At 47.5% G+C, this 18,808-nt stretch carries 22 protein-coding genes; 11 read left to right on the top strand and 11 right to left on the bottom strand.

Features of this window, described 5'->3' with window-relative positions:
* Positions 1 to 112 precede the first annotated feature (112 nt).
* The 3 genes from B3M90_RS14310 to B3M90_RS14300 all read right to left on the bottom strand — a co-directional run bounded on the left by B3M90_RS14310 (position 113) and on the right by B3M90_RS14300 (position 1,843).
* Positions 113 to 1,189 carry an RNA-guided endonuclease InsQ/TnpB family protein gene (locus tag B3M90_RS14310; RefSeq protein ID WP_290784706.1) on the bottom strand — a complete coding sequence of 359 codons (1,077 nt, stop codon included), beginning with the start codon at positions 1,187 to 1,189 and terminating at the stop codon, positions 113 to 115.
* A gap of 121 nt (positions 1,190 to 1,310) precedes the next feature.
* Positions 1,311 to 1,487 carry a helix-turn-helix transcriptional regulator gene (locus B3M90_RS14305; protein WP_290784704.1) on the bottom strand — a complete coding sequence of 59 codons (177 nt, stop codon included), beginning with the start codon at positions 1,485 to 1,487 and terminating at the stop codon, positions 1,311 to 1,313.
* Between the two features lie 131 nt (positions 1,488 to 1,618).
* Positions 1,619 to 1,843, bottom strand: a complete 225-nt coding sequence (locus tag B3M90_RS14300; RefSeq protein WP_029341445.1) for a DUF2188 domain-containing protein — start codon at positions 1,841 to 1,843, stop codon at positions 1,619 to 1,621.
* A 146-nt stretch (positions 1,844 to 1,989) separates the two neighbouring features.
* Here B3M90_RS14300 and B3M90_RS14295 point away from each other — a divergent pair, with 146 nt between their 5' ends.
* From B3M90_RS14295 to solA, 4 genes are all read left to right on the top strand, one after another.
* A complete protein-coding gene (locus B3M90_RS14295; protein ID WP_290714537.1) occupies positions 1,990 to 2,460 on the top strand; it encodes a DUF2975 domain-containing protein in 471 nt (156 codons plus the stop codon).
* 533 nt (positions 2,461 to 2,993) lie between these two features.
* On the top strand, positions 2,994 to 3,434 hold the full coding sequence (locus B3M90_RS14290) for a hypothetical protein (protein WP_290784702.1): 441 nt from the start codon (positions 2,994 to 2,996) through the stop codon (positions 3,432 to 3,434).
* Positions 3,435 to 3,556: 122 nt separating this feature from the next.
* Entirely contained in the window at positions 3,557 to 4,690 is a 1,134-nt protein-coding gene (locus tag B3M90_RS14285; RefSeq protein WP_290784700.1) for a methyl-accepting chemotaxis protein, read from the top strand.
* Positions 4,691 to 4,760: 70 nt separating this feature from the next.
* A complete protein-coding gene (gene solA / locus B3M90_RS14280) occupies positions 4,761 to 5,903 on the top strand; it encodes an N-methyl-L-tryptophan oxidase (protein WP_290784698.1) in 1,143 nt (380 codons plus the stop codon).
* 58 nt (positions 5,904 to 5,961) lie between these two features.
* On the opposite strand, the gene B3M90_RS14275 is transcribed toward solA, so the two are convergent.
* A complete protein-coding gene (locus tag B3M90_RS14275; protein ID WP_214855831.1) occupies positions 5,962 to 6,231 on the bottom strand; it encodes a hypothetical protein in 270 nt (89 codons plus the stop codon).
* Between the two features lie 149 nt (positions 6,232 to 6,380).
* Here B3M90_RS14275 and B3M90_RS14270 point away from each other — a divergent pair, with 149 nt between their 5' ends.
* Together B3M90_RS14270 and B3M90_RS14265 are read left to right on the top strand one after the other, a co-directional pair.
* A complete protein-coding gene (locus B3M90_RS14270; RefSeq protein ID WP_214855829.1) occupies positions 6,381 to 6,899 on the top strand; it encodes a transcriptional regulator in 519 nt (172 codons plus the stop codon).
* A 63-nt stretch (positions 6,900 to 6,962) separates the two neighbouring features.
* The gene (locus tag B3M90_RS14265) at positions 6,963 to 8,078 is read left to right on the top strand and encodes a hypothetical protein (RefSeq protein ID WP_290784695.1); all 1,116 of its coding nucleotides are present in this window, start codon (positions 6,963 to 6,965) and stop codon (positions 8,076 to 8,078) included.
* Between the two features lie 52 nt (positions 8,079 to 8,130).
* Here the strand turns inward: B3M90_RS14265 and B3M90_RS14260 are convergent, their stop codons facing one another.
* Complete coding sequence (locus tag B3M90_RS14260; RefSeq protein WP_214855825.1) at positions 8,131 to 8,481, bottom strand: cupin; 351 nt, start codon at positions 8,479 to 8,481, stop codon at positions 8,131 to 8,133.
* A gap of 196 nt (positions 8,482 to 8,677) precedes the next feature.
* Between B3M90_RS14260 and B3M90_RS14255 the strand changes: the two genes are divergently transcribed.
* Genes B3M90_RS14255 through B3M90_RS14245 form a run of 3 tightly spaced genes read left to right on the top strand, consistent with a single transcriptional unit; the run spans position 8,678 to position 10,553 of the window.
* Positions 8,678 to 8,905: a PLD nuclease N-terminal domain-containing protein gene (locus B3M90_RS14255; RefSeq protein WP_290784692.1), complete on the top strand. Its 228-nt coding sequence runs from the start codon at positions 8,678 to 8,680 to the stop codon at positions 8,903 to 8,905.
* Positions 8,902 to 9,786, top strand: a complete 885-nt coding sequence (locus B3M90_RS14250; RefSeq protein WP_290784690.1) for an ABC transporter ATP-binding protein — start codon at positions 8,902 to 8,904, stop codon at positions 9,784 to 9,786. Before B3M90_RS14255 ends, B3M90_RS14250 begins: the two co-directional genes overlap by 4 nt.
* Positions 9,783 to 10,553: a hypothetical protein gene (locus tag B3M90_RS14245; RefSeq protein ID WP_290784688.1), complete on the top strand. Its 771-nt coding sequence runs from the start codon at positions 9,783 to 9,785 to the stop codon at positions 10,551 to 10,553. The genes B3M90_RS14250 and B3M90_RS14245 overlap by 4 nt, the downstream gene beginning before the upstream one ends.
* Positions 10,554 to 10,599: 46 nt before the next feature.
* Here B3M90_RS14245 and B3M90_RS14240 read toward each other — a convergent pair whose 3' ends face one another.
* From B3M90_RS14240 to nikA, 5 genes are read right to left on the bottom strand one after another with little or no spacing between them, the layout of a single operon-like run.
* Positions 10,600 to 11,397 carry an ATP-binding cassette domain-containing protein gene (locus B3M90_RS14240; protein WP_290784686.1) on the bottom strand — a complete coding sequence of 266 codons (798 nt, stop codon included), beginning with the start codon at positions 11,395 to 11,397 and terminating at the stop codon, positions 10,600 to 10,602.
* Complete coding sequence (locus B3M90_RS14235) at positions 11,394 to 12,200, bottom strand: ABC transporter ATP-binding protein (protein WP_290784684.1); 807 nt, start codon at positions 12,198 to 12,200, stop codon at positions 11,394 to 11,396. The genes B3M90_RS14240 and B3M90_RS14235 overlap by 4 nt, the downstream gene beginning before the upstream one ends.
* The gene (gene nikC / locus B3M90_RS14230) at positions 12,197 to 13,042 is read right to left on the bottom strand and encodes a nickel ABC transporter permease subunit NikC (protein WP_414655235.1); all 846 of its coding nucleotides are present in this window, start codon (positions 13,040 to 13,042) and stop codon (positions 12,197 to 12,199) included. Before nikC ends, B3M90_RS14235 begins: the two co-directional genes overlap by 4 nt.
* On the bottom strand, positions 13,039 to 13,980 hold the full coding sequence (nikB, locus tag B3M90_RS14225; protein ID WP_290784682.1) for a nickel ABC transporter permease: 942 nt from the start codon (positions 13,978 to 13,980) through the stop codon (positions 13,039 to 13,041). The genes nikC and nikB overlap by 4 nt, the downstream gene beginning before the upstream one ends.
* Positions 13,981 to 13,992: 12 nt before the next feature.
* Complete coding sequence (gene nikA, locus B3M90_RS14220; protein ID WP_290784680.1) at positions 13,993 to 15,603, bottom strand: nickel ABC transporter substrate-binding protein; 1,611 nt, start codon at positions 15,601 to 15,603, stop codon at positions 13,993 to 13,995.
* Between the two features lie 254 nt (positions 15,604 to 15,857).
* On the opposite strand from nikA, the gene B3M90_RS14215 reads away from it, so the two are divergent.
* Complete coding sequence (locus tag B3M90_RS14215; RefSeq protein ID WP_290784678.1) at positions 15,858 to 16,415, top strand: hypothetical protein; 558 nt, start codon at positions 15,858 to 15,860, stop codon at positions 16,413 to 16,415.
* A 55-nt stretch (positions 16,416 to 16,470) separates the two neighbouring features.
* Here B3M90_RS14215 and B3M90_RS14210 read toward each other — a convergent pair whose 3' ends face one another.
* On the bottom strand, positions 16,471 to 17,427 hold the full coding sequence (locus B3M90_RS14210) for a sensor domain-containing diguanylate cyclase (protein ID WP_290784676.1): 957 nt from the start codon (positions 17,425 to 17,427) through the stop codon (positions 16,471 to 16,473).
* Positions 17,428 to 17,809: 382 nt separating this feature from the next.
* Between B3M90_RS14210 and B3M90_RS14205 the strand changes: the two genes are divergently transcribed.
* The gene (locus B3M90_RS14205; RefSeq protein WP_290784673.1) at positions 17,810 to 18,802 is read left to right on the top strand and encodes a siderophore ABC transporter substrate-binding protein; all 993 of its coding nucleotides are present in this window, start codon (positions 17,810 to 17,812) and stop codon (positions 18,800 to 18,802) included.
* Positions 18,803 to 18,808 lie beyond the last annotated feature (6 nt).

Here is an 18,808-nt window from a genome sequence, read left to right as displayed (position 1 = left end):
TTGGTGAGGGTGGGATTCTCAAGTGCTTGGCGGACTCAATCCATTTCTGCTTCGTCCGAGCCTTGAGGTAGGGGTGTGCCATCACCCCTCCTGAGACAGACCGTATAGGTTCTCAGGCTGATGGACTGTTACCATCCATCACAGGTGCGTATCGAATGTTCATCGCACCGACGGCGTCCCGATGTCCTTTAAACCCACAGGCACACGTATAGACCCTATCCCTCACCTTGTTCCTGACGGAACAGGATGGGCAGGTCTGACTCGTGTAGGCGGGGTTCACATACTCAACCTTGATGCCCGACAAGGCGGCTTTGTATTCGATGAAGGACGCGAGACGATAGAACGACCATGAGTGGAGGTTCTGGTTGTTTTTACGGCTTGTTCTTGCCGTCTGTCGGATGTTCGCCAAGAGTTCGAGGCGAATGACAGAGATTTTCTTCTGTCTTGCAAAATCGACGATGGCTCGGCTGACCTTGTGGTCCTTGTCCCGCATCCACCGCTGTTCCTTCTGATTGCGTCGTTTGATAGCCTTCGGCCTCTTCTTTTTGCCGAGTGCCTTCCGTTCCGCACGGAACTTGCGTTTCATATACTTGTTCTTACGACCGTTCCCGAAGAAACGGGTCGTGTCGTCATCGGTGACGGCGACCGCCGGCACTTTCAGTCCGAGGTCAACCCCCATCACCCGCACCCCCGTCCGAGGGACGGTCGGTACATGGACGGAAATCTGAGCGATCCACTTCCTTCCCTTCTTCGTGACCCTGAGCGTCCCGAGTTTGTTGGCAAGGAGTCGGGTATTCCGATTGTCCTTGTCAACCATGGTAGCACGGAATCGCATCTTCACGGACTTCCCGTCCATCCAAACGGGGAAGGAGATGCTCTCGAAGTCGAAGGAATAGTTCTGATTGTTCCAGACGCAGACCGGCTTTTTGAGGACAGGAATGCGTTTGAAATCCTCTTTCCTCGCCTTCTTGTAGATGCCGACGGCATCTCCTGCGAGTTGGTTCTTCACGGCGCTCGGAAGGGGGGTGTCGATGTCCTTGCTCGACCACCTCTTCCCGTCCTCGGAGGCGACCATGTTCGCCACGACTCGGTTGGCGGTCTGGATATAGGTCTTGCCCATCCTTTTTAGGATGGCATCCTGACGACGCGTGGCATAGATTCGAACTTCTACCGTGACGACTTGACTCATCTTTGACACCTCCTTCATCATAATAATCAACTCCATTATAGATTTACTATAAATGTATTTCATCAGGAAGAACAGTCGGCGACATGCGGTGTCTGAAGACATCCCGTCCCCGAACTCGCTATCATCCCACTTCTAAAGGAGTGAGCTTTCTCGCTCGTACATTCTGTAAAGTCGGATCATACTTGTTGTTTTCAATCGCATTGATTGTCTGCCGACTGACCTGACAGCGGTCAGCCAGTTCTTGTTGCGATAATTTTGCCGCTAGACGCAGTTCCTTGATGTGGTTTCTCACGTTCATTCCTCCACAACGGGTCAAATTCTTTTTAAATCTCTACTGTGATGAACTTCCATTCTCATATCAAAAACTTTTGACATGAGAATCATTAAAAAGACACGCTCTCATGCTCAGAACGTGTCTTATATGATGGCTCAACCTCGTGGTGGAAATGGATCGTGTCCGTAGGAATCTTTTTCGCGAATCTGCCCTTCTTTGTTATGAATGACGAGCTCTGTCTTCTGACTTTTCGCAATGCGACGCCCTTCTGCAATCGCTTCTTTCTGTGTAGCGAATCGTTTGGTTGCTCGAGTCGCACCGGCAGCTTTCACTTGATAGCCACCTTTGGGATGCGGCGTGACATGTTGCTCTCGTTTCATCACGTGACCTCCATTTCCTTAATCTATTTCATCTTCATGAGACTGTTTTGGCGTACGGTTGTCTTTTCACTTGAATTTTTTACTAGCCTATCGGGGAATGCAGTATACTAAAAGAAACGTTTGTTGCCTCGAAAGGAGTTGATATCGTGAATCATTTCGTCTGGCAAATCCGGTTTTTACGTTTTATCGTCTTCGGTATCATCTTCAGTCTGTTCGGTTTAGCTGGACTTGGTATCCCACTTGTCTGGCATGGTATCACGAAAAACTTGTTACTCGAGCGACCTGGCTACAGTGTTCTATTGACCGCATACCTTATCTTCATCCCAACTCTTTTGATTTTATTCCATGCGCTCCGAATCCTTCGATATATGTCGATGACTCCTCCGGCTTTTCCGCTCATCACAGCTTCCATTCAATCGATGAAATTGTCTTTTTATATCGTCGCCATTTTAACGGCATGTCTCTTTCCCGTCTTTTTCTATATTGGTCAGATTGACGACGCACCTGGTCTGATTATCATCGGAATGGGTTTGATTCTTGCTCCGTTGACAATCGGAACGCTACTTGCCTGTATCCAACAATTATTATTACGCTATGTGTTGCCTATGAAATCCTAACGTGAACGACCGAAAAACAAGTGCTCATGATTGTTTTTGTCATTCTAGCCGTTGCTTTTCCTACCTAACACTTTGTTCAATCTCGCTCCTAAGAGCGGGATTTTTTAGTTCGCGTCACATTGATGGCTATCCTGATGTCCCTGTTTCAACAGAATCTTCGATTGGCAACGTAGACATGTCATCAATCGAAATGTAGTTTTTTTTGTGCTGACCGCATGTCTTCGTAATTCATTTTCATATACATGTCTTGCTTTGATTCGATGATCGACTTCACTTTCCATCTCGATCCCTCTTCCCTCAATTTGTATTTTTTCTATTTAATATGTGCCCTGAATCATTCTTGATAAATCCTTTTTTTAGAAAAAATAGTTTGTCTTCCAGCGGTGGTATAAAAAAAATCGTTAAAAGGTCCTGTTTAATATGTATTTTACCAACCGATAAATGAATTATAGATAGAAAATATGAGTTGAGAGGACTAGTTACAAGTGAAGAATACAACCAAAAACCATTCCATCCGAACACGCCTTTTAGTAATGATTAGTTTAATTTTGATTGCCTTTTTTGTTTTTAGTAGTCTGGCCTTATACTTCAATACGAAGCAAACTGCGGTTTCAACGCTTAAAGCGACCGCTGAAAAGGATGCGCTACGCATCAGCAAGACATTCGACACGGCGGCTTATAGCGAATTTCTACAATCGCCTATCACGTCTGAGCAATATGAAACGTTACGAAATGAACTTGATGCATTACGTAAGCAAAACGGACTCCTGTATGCATACACAGCACACATCGACCAAAATAAGGTCCGTTTGCTGATTGACGGTCTCCCAAAGAAAGATGCGGCTAAAATTGATGCGCCAGCAAGCGGTGCAAAAGTCGCGGATATGCAAGATGTTTTAAAAGGCGACACACATGCGACGGACATCATTAATGATCCTGAGAATGGACAGTATATGAGCATCTACGTCCGTTAAAAGATGCGTCCGGTCAAGTCATCGGTATTCTTGGAACAGACATCGATGCGAAGGAAGTCAATGCGCTTACGACGGATCTATTACAACAAAACGCTCCGATTTTCATCGGGTTAATGCTCCTGTTGTTAACGATCACCCTCGTCTTGCTCTACATCGTGCTCGGTCGAAAATTACGTCCGCTCGAGACGTTACAGAAAGTCGCCGCATTGATTGCCGACGGACGACTGAATCAGGCGAAACAGACGTTGAGCGATTTGACAATCGCTTCAAAGGACGAAATCTATGCGCTTGCGATCTCGATTCGTGATATGAATGAGATGCTGCGGACGATGATCGTTGATATCAAACAGACAGCCACTCTCGTCTCGACGACGAGTCAATCGATTGATCAAAGTACATCAGAAGTACTCGACGGATCTGAGCAAATCGCTCATACGATGTCGGAAATCGCAACGGGAACTGAAAGTCAGACGCAAGTCACGCTTTCATTGAATGACGAGATGAATCAGTTCGCAGCATTAATCGAGACGACGAATCAGTCTGGTGTCGAAATTCAAGGAACGACGGATCAGATGGCAATACTGACACGAGTCGGACGGGATCAAATGTCTGCTTCTGTCGAACAGATGCGCCACATTCATCAACATGTCACCCAGTCTGCTGAACAGATTGATCTACTGAAACAGCAATCATCGGATATCCAAACGCTCGTCGGCATTATCCGCGGTATTTCCGAGCAGACGAATCTACTTGCCCTCAATGCCGCGATCGAAGCAGCACGGGCTGGCGAACAAGGCAAAGGCTTCGCCGTCGTTGCGACCGAGGTCAAGAATCTCTCAAGTCACGTCGCAAGTAGTGTCAGTGAAATCGCAACAATCGTCACCTCGATTGAAGACAGTGCGCAACAGATGCAACACAGTTTCAAGACGACGGTCGAAGCAACAGCAGCCGGTAAGCAGATCGTCCTTGATACGGATACAACGTTCGAACGGTTGACGGATCAAGTCACGTACGTCTCGTCAGCAACACAGCAGATGACGCAACAGATGGAAGACGTCTTGCAGGCAGAACGATTCATTCGCAATGCCTTGACGGAAATTGCCGCTGTCGCGGAAGAGCATACGGCAAGTAACGAGGAAGTCGCCGCTGCGTCTGAACAGATGATTGCGACGATCACGACGTTGCATACGCTCGTCGGTGATTTAAACGCACGAACGGAACATTTAGAACAAGAAGCCCGTCGCTTCGAGATTTGATATCACATTTGTCATGTTTTGGTTCTCACTTTATACTGGTATGAATATACATATGAAGGAGTCGAACCACATGTCCCAATATGATGTCATCATCGTCGGTGCCGGATCCATGGGAATGGCTGCCGGTTACTATCTTTCACGAACCAATCAAAAAATCTTACTACTAGACGCCCACAATCCGCCGCATGATCAAGCAAGTCATCACGGGGAGACCCGGATCATCCGCCATGCCTATGGTGAAGGTGAAGCATACGTGCCACTGGCGTTAGCCGCACAACGCTTATGGTACGAGTTGGAACAGATCAGCGGTCGGAGCTTGTTTCTGAACACCGGAGTCTTGAATGCCGGTCAACGCTCGTCCCGTTCGATGCAGACGATCATCAGGAGTGCAGCGCAATACGATTTGCCGCTCGAGGTCCTGACGGCTGAGGAAGTTAGAACCCGCTGGTCCGGCTTAACGATGCCCGACGATTATATCGGTTGTTTTGAACCGACGTCTGGTGTGTTGAAGTGCGAGGATTGTATTGAAGCGTATCGCGATCTTGCTGTCGCGAATGGTGTCGACATCCGGACGAATGCGAAAGTGACGACGCTTACCGCCCACGCCACTGGCGTTGACGTGACCGTCGGAACAGACACCTATTCAGCTGAAGCGTTGATTGTCGCAGCCGGTGCCTGGTCTGGTCCATTGCTCGAACAAACTGGACTCGCCTTACCGCTACGCCCGGTCCGCAAGACGTTCGCCTGGTTCGAAGCAGCGGAAGAGGTATTCAATGACGCGGTGTTCCCTGCCTTTGCCTTTGATACACCCGCCGGTTATTATTACGGTTTTCCAAGTATCGCTCAAGCCGGTCTGAAAATTGGACGCCACGACGGCGGCATTCCCGTTGATCCGAATCAACCATGCCGTTCATTCGGTCAAGAGACGGGTGATCTGGCTAATTTACGACAGTTCACGAATACGTTCATGCCCTCGATCGATACTTTAACTCACGGCAAAACGTGTCTTTATACGATGACGCCAGACGAGGACTTCATCATCGATTTGCATCCAGACTATCCGCACATCGCGATCGCCGCCGGCTTCTCCGGTCACGGGTTCAAGTTCAGTAGCTTAGTTGGAAAAGTACTTAGTGAATTGATCATGGAACGATCGACGACTGAACCAATCGGACCGTTCGCGATTAAGCGTTTTAAACAATTGAACACATGAAACGATAAAGACCGGCAACGAAAATGCGTTGTCGGTCTTCTGTATCAACGGCATGATGTCACACCGATTCATTCGATTCTTGCTGATTTTGTGCAGCTAGCTTTTCACGCTGCTTTTTCTCATCTTCAGTCCACCAGCCATGGCTTAAAAAAACTAATCCAACGATTAATGCACTGATTGGAAAATACGTTAAGCCATACTCTCCAAGGTTTTCTCCTAGAAATTCAGGAGATAATTCAATATACGCTCGGAACATCTGAATGATGAAGAATAAGAAAAAACTTGTAATGAGGGCATATGTACCGTAGCGATAACTTGTATTTTTCATGTGAAGGCTCCTTTCTAAAATATACTCTAATGTAAATCATTCAAGGAATACATCAATTTCCCTCTTTTTACATTATCATTTTTAAGAATGTTTCCAAAAGCATGATAAGATAGTTTTAGAATCGATTGAACGAAGGAGTGAAACACGTCGTGAACTTTAACTTATTCAAAAATCATGTCCGGTTTAAGATTGCACTCGAATTGATTGATCGCGAAGACGGCTTATCAATCATGCAACTGAATCAACGTTTAACGGATGTACCGCAGTCTACTTTGTACCGGCAAGTTAATGCGATGATGGACGATCAGTTGTTGAAAATCGTCGCCGTCCAGCGCGTCGGAAAAGTCGAGGAAAAAATCTATGCCTTGAACACGAGCGGTTATCAAATCAGCGAAGCAGACTGGAACAGTGCGACGTACGATGAAAAAGTGAACTTCGTCTCGTTCTACTTCATGTATGTCTTGCAGCAGTACAAGACGTACTTCGAACAGACCGTTCAAACGCAAGGTCAGGACCATTCGACGTTCTCGATCGCGAAATTGCAACTGACGGATGAAACCTTCAATGATTTTCAACAGGACATGCGGACACTGCTCGAAAAATATCATCACCTGGAGACAGAAGACCAGGCAACTGAACGGACCGTCTCACTCGTCATCTTACCGTAGACACTCTCCGAATTCAGGAGGGTTTTCTACGACACAACTTTATTAGGGAGCGAAATGAAGACCATGAAACGGATCAAAGAAGACCTTGATGAAACGGCAATGGATACGTTAAACAATACCTTCACCAAATGGAATCTCGAGAACATACATAAAGAACAGTTACTAAAGATTGGTGAAGGAGCTTGGCACACTGTTTATAGAGTAACTAGGTCAGAGGATCAAGACCTTGTGATCCGACTAAAAAAGAATGAGGCTTATGGGGAGTTGCAACAGATTGATAAACAAGAGCTGACTACAGAGTATGAGTCAACGAAAGCTTACTATTTACATGCCAATACAAGTGACCAAAATGTCTGTCCTGACTTTTATCAGTATTTTATTGAAGATGACACAGTATTTACAGTAGAAACGTTCATGGGTCGTGGAACAGATTTATTGTTATTCGATCAGAATAAAGCCCATTCTTACGGAACGAAATTAGGACAAATTTTTCATCGTATACACAACCATGAAACCTCTATTACAGGCTTCGGGGAACTGCACTGGCAAGGGGAAACTTTACGAGGTAGCGATTCAAAAAACAGGGATGCATTATGGCAGGAAGAAAATGAACGTGCCTTAATCGCCTTGAATACGCTCATTCACTCTAGTCTTTGCTTTGATAAAGAAAAAGTCGGTCAGCATATTCATGCTTTAATTGAGAATAGACGAACTCAGGTTCAAAACATCTCGCTCGTCAATCAAGATGTAACACCAGAAAATCTAATTTTAACTGATGCACACATTGCAATCATTGATCCGTTTCCAAGATTGGATTTTGATTTGAAATATGCGACTTACTTCGTTTTTTGTTACAAATTTCTGCTACCAGCCTTTTCAAATGCTCCACGATACATAAATCAAGCGTATCAAGAAAAAAGTAATGTTCTAAACAAAATCGCTGACGGATTCATAAGTGGATATTGCTTTAACGTGGTTGGAGACGAACGCACCACTCAAATTCAACGATTAAAGGATGAGTATACATTATGGATATTGCAAGAAGCGTATGAGCACTACGACGTGTTACATCAGCCTCATCTCACTAATAAAACTACGCAACAGATGGGGAGTCGAGAAATGATAAGTGCTCGGTTACGTTTATGTCTCGAAGAATTAGAAAAATGGTGTACGGAATAAGAGTAGAGGCTGACGCATAAGTCAGCCTCTTTATGTATCAAGCTTAGTTTCGTCATACGGAAACGAGGGCTGACGTATCGAGTTCTTCACTTTCAATTACAATCGCCGTTAACCCAGTATCCGTCTTCGTTTCGTGCCATTCTCCTTGATCCCAAAATACGGCTTCCCCACGCTGAACATTTATGTAGTCATCCGTTTCTCCTCTCACCCATCCTTCACCCTCTACGATTAACAAGAGTTGCGGCACGACCGCCTGGTGATAACCGACCACGCCATTCTTTTCTAAATGGATGCATCCGATATGCGTCACTTTTTCCGTCTGCATGATCCGTGACATCACAAAGTTCGAATCGAATTTCGTAATTTTCTTGCCCACCTCTTTTTTAAATTGATAAATCTGCATATAATCCTCCTCGACATCATGATTCATTTGATAGTTCGTCTTTCATCTAGACGATTTGATTCAAATCGCATTTGGAAAATTTTGATAAGAAAAGTTTATCATAGCTCTAACTGATTGAGAACTAACGATGACTCGTCTATGGCATTGACTTTTCTATTTTCATTATTGATAATGGTAATAGAAAAGGAGGGTTTTTATGAATACAGATTTCTCTGCCTTATCACACATCGACTGGGAACGATTCCTGCCCCTATTATTGATTTACATCTCCATCAACCTGATTCTACTCAGCTGCGCCTGTATCGATTGGTTCAGACGGAAGGACCGGATCGCGACACCGGCAATATGGTTGATGGTCATTCTCCTCGTCCAGCCGATTGGCTCGATTCTCTACTTCGTCCTCGGAAGGAGGATGACAGCATGATTCAGATTTCTCATCTCCAGCTTTCACTTCAACGACGTCTTATCCTAGACGATATTTCCTTTACGATTCACGAACATGAATGTCTTGGACTGATTGGTCCGAATGGTGCCGGAAAGACGACACTCCTGAAATGTCTTAGCGGCATGATCGAGAGTGACCGTGGTTCCATCACGATGTCTTCGCGCTCCATCCGTCAACACCAGCAATCGATCGGCTACTTATCACAACAGACCGACTTTAAGCCTTGGATGACGTGTGAACAATCATTACGTTTTTTCGGTCGCTTGTCAGGTCTCGATCGCGCAACGTTAAATAAGCGGATTCCAGCCGTTCTACATGAAGTTGGACTCCACGCTCAACAAGCAGAAGTCATCGAACGCCTGTCCGGCGGCATGCGCCAACGTCTCGGAATCGCCCAAGCCATCTTACATGAACCGACATTTTTGATTCTTGACGAACCGGCTTCCGCCCTAGATCCGAGTGGTCGACATGATATCAATCAATTGATTCTCCGCTTAAAGAAACGGATGACGATCATCGTCTCAACGCACTTGTTAGAAGACGCAAAGACGTGTTGCGACCGCTTCCTCGTCATTAAACATGGAAAATTGCTGGGACCGCTCGATAATCAACGCAACGTGGATCAATACCGGATTCAAGTCGAGACGCTTACAGCTGTCCCTTCGTTTTCTGCGACACGATTTCCACGAGTCGAGATTGATCGAATCAACCCGTGCTGCTATCAGTTCTCCGCACAGCAGCCGCTTGATCTCTCACAATTAGCGATCACTCTGATTCAACAGGGATGGTCGATTGCTTCAATTGCCTATCAACCGATCGGACTCGAGGAACGATTCCTCGACATGGTGGCAGACGTATGAGGACCTTTTATACGCTGACATGGACCGAGTGGTTGGAAGCATGGAAAGAATGGAAGATCGTTTGGTTACCGCTGTTCTTCATTGCTCTCGGTGTGACCCAACCGTTGCTGTTGATGTACATGGATGTCTTGCTTGCACACGTCGGGAACGCGGACGGAATCATCGTCGATCCGAATCGTCCTGTTCCACAACCGCTTGACGTCTTCAGCGCAACGATCCACGGGCAGTTCAATCAGCTTGGCTTGATCGTCCTGATCATGAGCTTCATGGGATTGCTTGCTTCAGACCGACAAACCGGCATGCAGGATTTCATTCTGACGCGCCCTGTCTCTCGGAATGTTTATCTCCTGTCGAAATGGTTCAGTCACGGGATGATCAGTCTATTCGGGATGCTGATTGGTGCCCTCACATCCTACTGTCTGACCGTCTATTGGTTCGGATTCCTTTCGCCGATGCTTGCGCTACGTATCATCCTCGATTTTAGTCTTTGGACGTTATTCGTCGTCAGTCTGACGCTTCTGATCAGCACTTTCTTGCGACGCGCCGTTCCGATTGGTATCCTGTCGCTCGTCGTTTCCTTACTACTTGTTGCACTTCCTTCATTAATGCCAGACATTCTATTCTTTATGCCTGGCGCGCTACTGTCGCTCCCATCGTACACGTCGTTTTTTTCTTCGTCCCATCTAATCGGAATCATTTCTTGTCTCATTTGGATTCTTCTCATACTCGGCTGGTCAGCACTTCGGTTCCGAAAAACGGCTTACTGATCCGGCTCTACAACAAAAAAGGATAACGGAGCCGTTCAGCAGTCCGTTATCCTTTGTTTGATTGTGTCTTTCGAATCGTTCGTTGCCTTGGATGCACGGCAAGCTTTGCTTGGCGCATCCGTTCAACGGCAGGATCCGTCGCAGCATCAAATGCAACTAGACTCGGGTAATGCCCGACGAGGCATCCTTGCTCTAAGATCGCGAAGCTGTCACAGAGTTGCTCGGCAGCTTTAATGTCATGGGTGATGAAGACATATGTTAAGCCGTGTAGCCGCTTCAAGTCTGCTAACAATGCAAGAATCAATCGTTTGTTGACCATGTCGAGACTACTGACTGCTTCGTCTAACACGATTAGACGTGGTTCAGCAGCAATTGCTCGCGCGATCGCGATCCGCTGCAGTTGCCCGCCACTGAACTGCGCCGGATATTTCGTCAAATCCGTCGCCTTGAGCCCAACTTGTTCGATAAGCGTGACGAGACGCTGTTGCCGTGCTTCACCCTTTAAACGAATGAAGTTATCAAGCGGTTCGGCGATGATATCGGCAGCCGTCAGCTTTGGATTGACAGCAGCAAACGAGTCTTGGAAGACGACTTGGACATCTCCTTGAAACGGTCGTTTTGTCGCGTGGCGATCGACACCGTTAAACCAAATCGTACCGCTTGAAGGACGTTCGAGCCCAAGCAACAATCGTCCGAGCGTACTTTTGCCGGCACCACTCGACCCAAGTAGTCCGAGACAACGTCCCGCTTCAAGCGTCAACGACACATCATGTAAGACGGTCTGTGCAGGTCGAAATCGACGTTTATAGACGTGTGAGACTTGATCGATCTGTAGTAAACTCATCCGAACGCCTCCCTTCCTAGATGCTGTGCGAGAAGGGACTGTATGTACGGATGTTGCGGTCGATCAAACAAATCAAAGACATCTGCTTGCTCAACGATCCGTCCTTGCTGCATGACGAGGACATCGTCTGCAAGTTCAGCGATCACACCGAGATCATGTGAGATGAGCAAGATTGCCGTTCCGTAAGTCGCCCGCATCCGTTCGAGTAATTCAAGAACCGTCTTTTGATTAAAGACATCGAGTGCCGTCGTCGGTTCATCGGCAATCAAGACGCTTGGGCGCAGGGCGACGGCTAAGGCGATCATGATCCGTTGCAACATTCCGCCACTCAGTTCGAATGGATAAGCTTTGAGCAACCGGGCGGCGTCCGTCAGATTGACTTCTTCGAGTGCCGTCATCGCTTGTTGTTTTGCTTCACGTTTTGAACAACGTGTATGGGTCTGAATCGTCTCGATCATCTGGTGCCCGATCGAGTAGACCGGTGTGAAGGCACTCATCGGATTTTGCATGATGAACGCAATCTCACCGCCCCGAATCGTTCGCACAGCGCGTTCTGATAAGGATTGAATTGATGTTCCGTTCAGTCGAATATCGCCGGTGACGTCTGTTGTCTGTGGATTAAGCAGACGCATTAAAGCGAGACTCGTCACCGTTTTTCCGCAACCACTCTCTCCGACAAGACCAAGAATCTGTCCAGCTTGAATTGAGAACGTCACCCCTTCGATCAATGTTACTTGTTGTTTCGTACGGACGGTCAGACCGTCGACAGCTAAGATCGGTTCGATACGGGCACCTCCTCTCATTTCATCGTTTTTGATACACCGAATCGTTCTGCTAACTGTTCTCCTACTAGGTTAAAGCTGATGATGACGAGCATGATCGCAAGTCCCGGATAAATCATCAATTCCGGATTCGTCCGGATGTACGATTTTCCTTCGTGAATCATCGCTCCCCACTCGGCAGTTGGTGACTGAACACCAAGCCCGAGGAACGACATCGCCGAGATATCCATGATCGCCCAGCCCATCTCAAGCGTTCCGATGACGAGCAGCGGTGGTAAGATGTTCGGCAGGATATGCGTCCGGATGATTTTCCACGAAGACGAACCGTTGACGCGAGCAGCGGCGATGAACGCTTCCGTCTTCAGCGTCATGACCATTCCGCGGAACATCCGCGCGTAGTAGACCCACTGGACGAGCATCAAGGCGATAATGACCTGCTTGAGACCTGGACCGAAAATACCGACGAGACCGAGGACGAGAATCAGACTCGGAAATGACATTACACCGTCACACAGGCGCATCAAGAGCTGGTCGACCCAGCCTCCACGGTAACCGGCAAGTGTTCCGACGAACAGTCCGATTGCGAGCGAGGCGATGAAGATCAACACGGCACAGCCGAGTGAAATCCGCGCGCCGTAAATCAAACGCGATAAGAGACAGCGTCCGAGCTGATCGGTTCCGAGCGGATAGGCTGACGACGGACCATGGAGCTTTTGCGTCAGGTCGACGAGGTTCGGGTCATACGGCGCAATCCATGGCGCGAACAACGCAATGCCTGCCATACCGATTAAGACGAATGCACAGAGATATAGAAGCGGCGTATACCGCGACCGGATCATTGTTGCTGGAAGTGGAGTATTCATACCGTCCCTCCTTTTTTCGCTAGTCGTGGATCGAGCACGGCTTGAATGATGTCGACGAGCAAACTGCTGCCGATGAAGACGAGGGCAGCGAGAAAGACATAGCCTTGGATGACCGGCATATCCCGATCAAAGATTGCTTCAATGAAGTAGCGACCGAAGCCTGGCCACGAGAAGACGGTTTCGACGATGATCGTTCCCGTCAGCAACTTCCCGAGGTTCATCCCAAGACCCGTGATCATCGGTGGAATCGCCATCCGGAGAACGTGTTTCCCAAGAATCCGTCCTTCCTTTAATCCACGTGTCCGGGCAAACAAGACATACGGTTCGTTCAATGCTTCAATCACACTGCCACGGAGCAATCGTGTATACAGGGCAATCAACGGAAAGGCGAGTGTCAATGCCGGTAAGATCAAGTGCATCACACTTCCCGTCCCACCGACCGGAAACCAATCCAGCTTTACGGCAAAGAAGAAGATGAACAGATACCCGAGCCAAAACGACGGAATCGAAGCCCCGATGAAGGCGATTGCCCGACTGAGATGGTCAAAGAAACCATTCTTCTTGATCCCGGCAAGGAACCCGAGCGGGATACTGATGACGAGTGCGAGCAGTAGACTTGTCACTGCCAGCTCGACCGTTGGTGGTAAACGGAGCAAGACATCTTCAAGGACCGGTTTTCCGGAAAGATACGATGTGCCGAAATCGAGCTGCGCCAAGCGGATGACGGCATCGAAGTATTGTTGGTAGAACGGTTGATCGAGTCCGAATTCTGCTCGTTTGGCAGCAAGCAGTTCATCCGTCGGTTGGATATGGGCAGCGGATAGATAGGCCTGTGCCGGATCAACCGGTGACAAATGAATCAACCCTGTCAGAATCAAGACCGCAAGTAACAAGATCGGGATGACGGATAATATGCGTTTGACGAGGAAGACCCCCATGTCATCCCTCCTTTACTTAATGCCGATCCGGGCAAATGGACTCTCATCCCGGTTCGCCGGGAACTGGAAGTTCGTCACATCCGACTGATAAATTGCCATCTTCTTCAAGTACGAAATCGGAATCAATGCCCCTTGATCTTGGAGTGATGGCAGAATATCGGCGTACATCTTCTGACGTTTCGTCTCGTCCGTTGTCTTCAAAACATCTTTGATATCTTGCAACAGTTGTTCTTTATTCGGATAAGCTGAAATCGCTTCTTTGAAGCCGAAGCCATCCGTATCAATCAGGTTCACAAATGTATGCGGATCATACGGTGCACCGAAGTTACTATAGAAGTTGATGTCAAATCGGTTGTCTTTGAAGCGCTGGACTTGATCCGGCAGTTCGACAGCTTCCGTCTTCAGCTCGACGCCGATTTTCGACCATTCCGACTGGAGTGTTTCGGCCATCGCCTTTTGGACCTGCTCGGCTGCGTCATACATCATCCCGATTTGCAGCGGTTGACCATCCTTGACGCGGATCGTTTCACCTTTCGGCAGTTTCCAACCTGCTTCATCAAGAAGACGATTCGCTTCCTTGACGTCATAATCGCGTTGCTTCACTTTCAGGTTCGACGTGTACGGCATGTTCGGTGGCAACAGGTAGTCAGCTGGTGCTTCTATTCCCGACGTGATCCCTTCGACGAGAGCGGCTTTATCAAACCCGTGCTGGAGCGCCTGGCGGACGCGTTCGTCAGACAGACGCTTATTTTTTGTATTCAAGACGAGAAGACGCGTCGCGACTGGTTCGGACATTTCTGTCTTGTAGGATTTATCCGTCTTCAACTGGTTGAAGGCATCGATGCTGATCGCCCCTTCACCGTAAATCAGATCAACCTGTCCTTTTTCGAGTGCTAAGACACGTGTTTCCGCATCCGGGATGATGTCGACCTTGATGTGATCGACGTTCGGCTTCGGACCCCAATAGTTCTTATTGACCTTAAACGTCGCATACTGATCCGGTTTGTATTCGTCGAGCATCCATGGACCTGTTCCGACTTCTTTTTTGACACCCTTCGACGTATCGCCGTTTTCCGGGAATCCCGCTTCTCCGAGGAAACGGACCGGGCGGACGACCGCGAGTTCTTGAATCGTCGGGTAATAGGCTTCGGATAATGTCAAGCGGAACGTCTTCGCATCGACAGCTTCCGTCTTCTCGATTTTCGTGATGAAGCCAAGCCAGCTATGTAAGGCTTTTTGTTTAAGGATCGAGTCAAAGTTCTTTTTGACGATCGCTGCGTCAAACGTCGAACCGTCCGAGAACTTGACGCCGTCACGAAGCGTGAACGTATACGTTTTTCCGTCTTCAGAAATCTTCCAAGACGAGGCTAAGTATGGCTCGAGCTTTCCACCTTCTCCATAGTGGACGAGTGGCTCATAGATCATCGACTGTGCGAACAGTTGTGATGGATTATAGACGTGCGGGTTCATCGTTCCAACGTCGCGTGGCCACGCGAGCGTCAATGTATCTTTATCTTTTCGCTCTCCTGTCGACTCGCCCGGGTTCGAGCAGCCGATCAATAATGATGTCAAAGACAGGATCGAGACGGTAGAAATTAGTAATTTTTTACGGTTAACGTTCATGGTAAGCAGATCCCCCAACTTGTATTGATAATCATTTTCAATTGTAAGAGGGAAAGATAAGGATTGTCAATGAATAATCTAGATGTTGACTGGACTTTAAGCGCTTTTTGACAGGGTTTCCACACTTAACTGAGCCACGTTCTGAGCACGTCTCTTTTTTGTAAATAATTGTAATCAAATACGTTAAACGGTATCCTAATTTGTAGGATATGTCTCTTGTGCAACAAGACGATTCGTATTGAAAGGATGATGTTATGTCACGACTGGTTTCCTCCGTCTCGCTTGTGTTGCTCAGTCTGCTCTTAGTGCTCCCTTTACTGATGATCGATGGACTGATTTTATCCGTCGGAGATGTTTCCTACGACTCGTTCGTTGGTTGTCTCGTATTTCTTTTATGCTTCTATCTTGTCAGTCTACTCGTTAGCGTCGTGTTCGATGGGGTGATGCGTGCGTTCGGTGGCCTTTTTAAACGCCCTGTCTCGAACGTACTCTTTACCGTAGTGAATTTTTGGGTAAGTTTAAGTGTCCTGCTTTGGATGGATCTCTATGTTGAGTCCATCACGATTTCGTTTGCGACGAAAGTCGTCCTCGTTTTTATCCATACATTGTTGTTTTATTTGATGCATCACTTGAGCGACTCGACTGCTAAAGCTTCCGAAGTCACCGAATCACTTGATCCAGTCGTAAAGGAAGCCCTCCGCTTGTTAGAGAATGAGGATCCTGTGACATGTGTCGAGACGTTGTGTCTCAGGTTTCCTGACCGTACGAAAAAAGACGTCATTCGGATCGTGCATCGCCTACATAGTAAGTAAAAAGACCTGATCGTTTCTGAGGAGATTCAGAAGCGTCGTGTCTTTTAATATTTCGTCATTTATTCGCCTGCTCATAGAACTGATACGTATTCTTTCCTGACGACTTAGCGGCATATAGTGCAACGTCCGCCTGTTGTAACAAGACTTTTAACTCTGGACGAAATTCGGTGTCATATATCACAATCCCGATACTCGTCGACACGCGGTAGTCCGTTTCCCACTCACTTAACGAAGTGACGATCCGCTCTGCGAGTCGTTCCCACCCTTCCCTTGAATCCGAATGACCGAAATGGAGGATGAACTCATCACCGCCTAGGCGAACAGCCATCGCATCGTCTTGCTCGCGCACGAACTGTCGCAAGCGTTGCGCGACCTCTTGCAAAACGATGTCCCCCGTCTCGTGTCCAAAGACGTCGTTGATCTGCTTAAATCCATCAAGATCAAGGAAGAAGACGGCTCCTGTCTGTCCGGGATGCTCCTCGAACTGCTTCGTTAAGTACCGCCGATTGTGCAGTCCTGTCAACGCATCCTTCCAAGCATGACGCTCAAGCTCCAAATAGTACAAGAAGAGTCGGACGATCCGTTGCAATAACCGGATGTTCTTTTGTTCATACAAGCTGACCCGATTATTGATCGCACATAATGTGCCGAACGTCTCTCCGCTCGTCAAGACGATTGGAATACCTAGATAGGAGCGGACGTGAGCCTCCTCCAGACCCTTTCGCCAGTCGCCGAGTTGTTCCGCATTCGGAATATCTTCGAGGACGACCGGCTGTTTTGTCTCGAAATCAATCAGCTTACATAACGATTGGTTCAATTCAATCTGCATGCCTTCCACCATCGGGATATCTGCTTTGTCGTTCGCAATCTTCAACATCCGTTGTTGTCCTGCTTCGATTGCTGATAAATACAGCATTTGGTCCGGTAGAATCTCTTTTGCGAAATCGAGGACATCATCCGCCAATTCATCAAAATTTTGATACATCTTCAAGTCTTCAAATGGTTGATTCATACAGCACCTCATTTCGAAGTCATCTTCTGCGGTGTCTCTGATTTAAAAATTTGATACATATATTACCACTTTCTCTTTTTGAAGTCGTCTAAACCTCTGTTTCTCAAATGCGTCCGATGGTCCTATTTCTACATCCAAATGAGAAGGATTATCATTTTTTTATTTTTGTATAGTTTATAGAAGTAAAAAACTGTTCCAGGTAATTCCTTGGAAAATGGCGTTGCGTCTACCAAATTCATTTGCTATGATTCTCAGTGAACATGACAATGATAATCATTATCACTTATTGAGGACAGATTAATCACGTAGACATACATAATCCATCTGCTGCTCAATCCGTGATTTATGTGTTATCAAATTAAACAAAAGGAGCTGAATCATCATGGGGAAATGGAAAACACCACTCGTCGTGAGTTCGCTTGCTGTCTTACTGGCGGCTTGCGGGAACGCAGGAGTAGCAGACACTAAGAAGAACGCGGAGGCACCGAAGACGGTCAAAATCAAGGACGCACACGGAACGGTCAACGTTCCAGTTGATCCGAAGAAAATCGTCGCACTTGATAACCGAACGTTCGAAACACTTGCCGCATGGGACGTCGAACTCGCAGCAGCACCAGTCGGACTGCTCCCGGCTGAGTCACCTTATGCAAAAGACAAGGATATCGTCGACGTCGGCATGCACTTCGAACCGAATCTCGAAGCGATCGCCGGTGTTAATCCGGACGTCGTCATCGTCGGACAACGCTTCGCTGATCATTATGAAGACATCAAAAAACTCGTTCCGAACGCCGCTGTCATCGATCTTGACATCACTTTACCGGAAGACTCTGGTACGCCAGGTGAGTTACTCGTCAAAGGACTTGAAGACACGACAGAGACACTCGGACAAATCTTTGATAAAAAACAAGAAGCGGATCAGCTCGTGACGACGCTCGAGCAATCGATCAAGGACGTCAAAAAATCGTATAACGGACAGGACAGCGTCATGTCGGTCATCGTCTCAGGCGGCGATATCGGCTTCTCGGCTCCGATGAGTGGACGTGTCTTCGGACCGATGTATGATTTGTTCGACTGGAAACCAGCGCTCGAAGTCAAACAAAAATCAGGGAACGATCAAGGTGATGAAGTCTCGGTCGAAGCGATTGCTCAAAGTAACCCGGACTGGTTACTCGTCCTTGACCGCGACGCGCCACTAGGAAACGCAGAAGGTGCCGTGCCGGCGCAAGACGTCATCGACCGCGCTCCTGCCCTGCAGAAAACAAAAGCAATCAAAGACGACAATATCGTCTATGCACCAAAAGATACGTACTTAAATGAATCGATTCAGACGTACTCTGAATTCTTCACTGACATCGCGAAAGCGCTCGAGAAGTAATGGCAC

The sequence above is a fragment of the Exiguobacterium sp. UBA6309 genome, assembly GCF_002439205.1.
Lineage (GTDB): Bacteria > Bacillota > Bacilli > Exiguobacteriales > Exiguobacteriaceae > Exiguobacterium_A.
Note: the sequence above shows the minus strand (reverse complement) of the source record. Positions and strands in the feature narration are given on the sequence as shown.

Excerpts from the sequence above, each read along its gene's own strand:
- B3M90_RS14210 (WP_290784676.1), bottom strand. The coding sequence starts at position 17,427 with ATGAATCAACCATTTGAAGACTTGAAGATGTATCAAAATTTTGATGAA.
- B3M90_RS14260 (WP_214855825.1), bottom strand. The coding sequence starts at position 8,481 with ATGCAGATTTATCAATTTAAAAAAGAGGTGGGCAAGAAAATTACGAAA.
- nikB (WP_290784682.1), bottom strand. The coding sequence starts at position 13,980 with ATGGGGGTCTTCCTCGTCAAACGCATATTATCCGTCATCCCGATCTTG.
- B3M90_RS14240 (WP_290784686.1), bottom strand. The coding sequence starts at position 11,397 with ATGAGTTTACTACAGATCGATCAAGTCTCACACGTCTATAAACGTCGA.
- B3M90_RS14275 (WP_214855831.1), bottom strand. The coding sequence starts at position 6,231 with ATGAAAAATACAAGTTATCGCTACGGTACATATGCCCTCATTACAAGT.
- B3M90_RS14300 (WP_029341445.1), bottom strand. The coding sequence starts at position 1,843 with ATGAAACGAGAGCAACATGTCACGCCGCATCCCAAAGGTGGCTATCAA.
- B3M90_RS14250 (WP_290784690.1), top strand. The coding sequence starts at position 8,902 with ATGATTCAGATTTCTCATCTCCAGCTTTCACTTCAACGACGTCTTATC.
- B3M90_RS14265 (WP_290784695.1), top strand. The coding sequence starts at position 6,963 with ATGAAACGGATCAAAGAAGACCTTGATGAAACGGCAATGGATACGTTA.
- B3M90_RS14235 (WP_290784684.1), bottom strand. The coding sequence starts at position 12,200 with ATGAGAGGAGGTGCCCGTATCGAACCGATCTTAGCTGTCGACGGTCTG.
- solA (WP_290784698.1), top strand. The coding sequence starts at position 4,761 with ATGTCCCAATATGATGTCATCATCGTCGGTGCCGGATCCATGGGAATG.
- B3M90_RS14205 (WP_290784673.1), top strand. The coding sequence starts at position 17,810 with ATGGGGAAATGGAAAACACCACTCGTCGTGAGTTCGCTTGCTGTCTTA.
- B3M90_RS14290 (WP_290784702.1), top strand. The coding sequence starts at position 2,994 with ATGATTAGTTTAATTTTGATTGCCTTTTTTGTTTTTAGTAGTCTGGCC.
- nikC (WP_414655235.1), bottom strand. The coding sequence starts at position 13,042 with ATGAATACTCCACTTCCAGCAACAATGATCCGGTCGCGGTATACGCCG.
- B3M90_RS14305 (WP_290784704.1), bottom strand. The coding sequence starts at position 1,487 with ATGAACGTGAGAAACCACATCAAGGAACTGCGTCTAGCGGCAAAATTA.
- B3M90_RS14255 (WP_290784692.1), top strand. The coding sequence starts at position 8,678 with ATGAATACAGATTTCTCTGCCTTATCACACATCGACTGGGAACGATTC.
- B3M90_RS14245 (WP_290784688.1), top strand. The coding sequence starts at position 9,783 with ATGAGGACCTTTTATACGCTGACATGGACCGAGTGGTTGGAAGCATGG.
- nikA (WP_290784680.1), bottom strand. The coding sequence starts at position 15,603 with ATGAACGTTAACCGTAAAAAATTACTAATTTCTACCGTCTCGATCCTG.
- B3M90_RS14215 (WP_290784678.1), top strand. The coding sequence starts at position 15,858 with ATGTCACGACTGGTTTCCTCCGTCTCGCTTGTGTTGCTCAGTCTGCTC.
- B3M90_RS14310 (WP_290784706.1), bottom strand. The coding sequence starts at position 1,189 with ATGAGTCAAGTCGTCACGGTAGAAGTTCGAATCTATGCCACGCGTCGT.